4 protein-coding genes are annotated in these 3,899 nt (G+C 59.5%); 2 read left to right on the top strand and 2 right to left on the bottom strand.

Translation table 11 applies throughout. The features are described from left to right. Positions 1 to 158: twin-arginine translocation signal domain-containing protein (locus tag AAAB16_RS26515; protein WP_369335439.1), on the bottom strand; the 158-nt coding region annotated here is incomplete at its 3' end. Between the two features lie 88 nt (positions 159 to 246). Further along, entirely contained in the window at positions 247 to 2,130 is a 1,884-nt protein-coding gene (locus AAAB16_RS10085) for a glycosyl hydrolase family 28-related protein (protein ID WP_340663204.1), read from the bottom strand. 197 nt (positions 2,131 to 2,327) lie between these two features. Between AAAB16_RS10085 and pvdM the strand changes: the two genes are divergently transcribed. Both pvdM and AAAB16_RS10095 read left to right on the top strand, forming a co-directional pair. Beyond that, on the top strand, positions 2,328 to 3,656 hold the full coding sequence (gene pvdM / locus AAAB16_RS10090; protein ID WP_340663205.1) for a pyoverdine-tailoring dipeptidase-like protein PvdM: 1,329 nt from the start codon (positions 2,328 to 2,330) through the stop codon (positions 3,654 to 3,656). A gap of 142 nt (positions 3,657 to 3,798) precedes the next feature. After that, a partial coding sequence (locus AAAB16_RS10095) for a twin-arginine translocation signal domain-containing protein (RefSeq protein ID WP_340663206.1) occupies positions 3,799 to 3,899 on the top strand: 101 nt, incomplete at its 3' end.

The raw sequence follows: 3,899 nt of genomic DNA on the forward strand, positions 1-3,899 counted from the left end.
GCTGTGGCAGCTTCCACCGTGGCTTCGTCAGGCGTCAGGTATTGGCCTGCTTCAAGCGTATCGTCGTAATCCGGTGCACGGCGGGCGTACAGTACAGCAGGCACGGCAGCGCCAGCAACCGCCAGCCCGGCAATAAAACCACGTCGGGTAAACCTCATCGCGCACTCATTACGTTCGGACTTATCAGGCTAGAACGTTGCAAGCACAGAAAAATTTAGCGCGGCTATGCGCAACCCCTGGTGTTTTTCAGAGGCTTTTTCCTACTGGGTTTACCGTGGCTTGTAATTCACTGAACCCCGCCGTGCCGGCGCCACCATTGGCGCTTGGGCTACCGCCAACAAACACCAACCGGAACGCCCGGTAAGGCATGTTGCTGGCAGTCGGCAACGGCGTACCAAAACTCAAAGGCTGCGCGGCCGCGATAACGCTGCGGTAGTTGCATTGCCAGTCGCTACAGCCCTCCAGGCGCCAGCTTCCTAATGTGCCTGCGGCTGCCTGACGCCAGTAGCCACGCAACGTCAGGCTGCCGAGCTGCACAGGGGTTGGATAAGCGAACTCGATATAGGTCTGTTCTGGCACAAAGCCCAGGCCAGCAGTCAGCGCGTAGCTCAAGCAGTTGCCACCGTAGCTATCGCCGGTTTGGCCATCGAACAGGCACTGCGCGCCGCCTTTGTTGCTCAGGCCCTTACCCACCCGTAGCACGCCGCCAGGGTGCTGATACCTCGGTAGCGGTGGGCTCAAACGGGTCAGCGCCTGCTTGTTACTGGGCAATTTACTCAGCAGTGTTGCCGCGTCTACTGAGCGCATATCACAGGCTTTGACCGGCACGCCGTTAAACGGCGCCACGTAGTAGTTACCGCCCTCCTGTAACTCTCCAACCGTATGGTTCCAGGTTCCCGTCAGTAGGCAACCGTCCGTATTGCTGGCTTCGAAAGCATTGTTAAACACTAAAAAGTTGCTGGTATCGATGTACTTGCTCGGCGAGTCGGCAAAGTTCTGCCAATAGTCCACGCCGGCGTTATGCAGGTAGTTATTGAACAGATAGCTGTTGCGCATCAGCAATGTGGCGCTGTTGTCGTAGGGCCGCGCCATAAAGTTGATGCCGTCGAGGTAGTTGGCGGCAAATACCAGGCCCTCGGCATTGCGGAATTTAAGGTGCCCCGTCGCGTCTGCTGGCCAACCGGCAAAGTAGTTCTGGTAGATCTCTACATCTTGGTACTGCTTGATATACAGCCCATGGTCGCGGCCAATGTCGTAGCGACTGGTTTGCGGATTCCACAGCGCCGGCAAGCGGTTGCCGGAGATAAAGTTGTGGGCAAATGTGGCGCCACGCAGGTTGCTGGTCGACGTCCAGGCGGTGATGTAATTGCCCTGATCGGCGTCGAGGGCTACACGCCCCTGCTCCACCAAAACCGCCAACTTACTCAGCAACAGATCAGCCTCTGTATCGATATAGGCCTGGGCCAGTTCCTGCTCACCGGGCGAGCCAATAAAATTGCCCTTAATCAGCAGCCCCGGTGCGTTACCGAGGTTGTCCAAGCCTAAGCCCGGGTAATTGCGCCCGCGCATAAACACGTTGCCGATGATGTGCGCGGGCTGCGAACCAAAGGCCAGTTGTGGGCCACGGGAGTTGGTGTTGATAAAGGCGTTGTAACGGATCGCGTCGCGCACTTTGCGGCCGTGCATCAGCACGCGCACGTTGTCGAAAATCAGCCGTTCAAGTACCAGGTCGTTGACGTAGGTGGCGTAGGTCATATCACCCACGGCAGGCGCGGTCATCGCGGCCGGCGCAGCGATAATGGTCGCCCCTTGCGACGAACCCACCAGCGACACATAGCTACGTAGCGCTAAGTCTTGCTGGATTTGGTACCGCCCGCTGGGCAGAAAGATGCCTTTGCGTTGCCCCGCGGCGTAGTCGATACCGGCCTGCAACGCAGCAGCGCTGTCGGCATTGGTATCGGGCAATACGGGCTGTGGCAAGTAAGCCGAGCACAACAGGTCCGCTCTTGGCAGGGCTTCGCCCAAACAGTCATCCGCCAGCGCTGCGCCTGAATAGCCAAGCAATGCCAGCACAAACGAAAAAGCAGAAATCGCGGCAGTTAGGCGTACACGCATGAGGCTTCTGGCCATAACAAACATCCTGTAATAAGCGCAGACCACAGCCTACCCAGCCAGCACAAGGCGGTAAGTAGCCTGGCGGCGCGTATCGGGTAGGACGGGCGCGTAAGGACTTGCCTAAATTTCCCCAAACCGCGCTCGTTTCTCCCTGACAGGAAGCCTTGCCCTCGCAAGTGCGCCCGCTGCCGACTGTTCGGGAACTCAATCGCATGACGCGCCACCGCAAAACGCTGCTTATTGTTCTGGCCTCACTCCTGGCCATTGCCGTTATCGCTATAGCCACGTGGCACTTCTTGGTGCGCGCCGCTGCGCCCTATCCGCCCGAGGTGATGCGCCACGCCGAGGAGTTGCAGGAGCGCATCGTCTCCTTTGATAGCCATATCACCGTGCCGGTGGACTTTGGCACCGAGGGCAACGAGGCCGATAAAGACGGCGACGGCCGCTTCGACCTGATCAAGGCCGCGCGCGGGCGGCTTTCCGGCGCGGCGCTGACCGTATTTGGCTGGCCAGAAATCTGGAACGGCGCCAATGCGCCGCATCGCCCTACCCCGGCTTTCGTCGACGAGGCACGGCACCAGCAGGAGCTGCGCTACAAAATCATTACCGGCATGGTGCGCGACTTTCCCAACCAGGTCGGCATTGCCTACACCCCGGCCGACTACCGCCGCCTGGCCAACGAAGGCAAGTTCGCGATTTTTATCAGCATGCTCAACGCCTACCCGCTGGGCGACGACCTGAGCCTGCTCGACACCTGGGCGGCGCGCGGCATGCGTATGTTTGGCTTTAGCTATGTGGGCAATAACAGCTGGGCCGATTCGTCGCGGCCATTGCCGTTTTTTAATGACACGGCCGATGCCCTCGGCGGACTGTCGCCGCTAGGCGAACAGGCGGTGGCGCGGCTGAATGATTTGGGCGTGATCATCGATGTGTCGCAGATGTCGACCCAAGCCCTGGAAGACGTCGCCCGCCTGAGCCGCACGCCCATGGTGGCCTCGCACTCGGTGCCACGGGCGTTTGTTGATATTCCGCGCAACCTTAGCGACGCAGAAATGCAGCTGATCAAAACCAGCGGTGGCGTGGTGCAGATTGTCGGTTTTCCGGCCTACCTGCGCCCGCTCAGCCAAGCAACCTTGGACAAACTCAACACCCTGCGCAAACAGTTTGATCTGCAACCGTTGGACGGCCTGGCCAATGCGCTGATGCCCGGCGATGCGGTGATTTCCATCTGGCCGGAAAAACGCTTCGGTGAGTACGCCAGCCAGTTGTACAAAATCCTTGAAGAAGAGCCGCTGGCTGGGCTGAAAGAGTACGGCGACGCCATCGACTATGCGGTGAAAAAGATCGGTATCGACCACGTTGGCATCGCCTCAGACTTTAACGACGGCGGCGGCCTGGAGGGCTGGCATGACGTGGGCGATACCCGCAACGTCACCGCCGAATTGATCAGCCGCGGCTACTCCGATGCCGATATTGCCAAGCTCTGGGGCGGCAACTTTTTGCGCGTATGGGAACAGACCCAACAGCGAGCCAAGCCTTGAAGCCCAATCACGTCGTGGCCAAAGCCCCTCCCACCGGAACCGCACTTAGCAGGATGATCCGTAGGGTGTGCTGTGCGCACCAAGCGATCTTCCCGAACACGCAACGGTGCGCACAGCACACCCTACGAGCACATCCCAACCTATGACTGCCCGCCGCACTTTTCTCAAACAGGCCGGTGTACTAGCGGCCAGTCTGCCCTTGGGTAACGCCGCTTTTGCCAGCGACCCCGCGCTTACTTTCAG

The sequence above is a fragment of the Pseudomonas sp. genome (assembly GCF_037994325.1).
Taxonomy (GTDB): domain Bacteria; phylum Pseudomonadota; class Gammaproteobacteria; order Pseudomonadales; family Pseudomonadaceae; genus Aquipseudomonas.

What these genes read in the sequence shown, in the direction of transcription:
- pvdM (WP_340663205.1), top strand. Translation starts at nt 2,328, where the DNA reads ATGACGCGCCACCGCAAAACGCTGCTTATTGTTCTGGCCTCACTCCTG.
- AAAB16_RS10085 (WP_340663204.1), bottom strand. Translation starts at nt 2,130, where the DNA reads ATGGCCAGAAGCCTCATGCGTGTACGCCTAACTGCCGCGATTTCTGCT.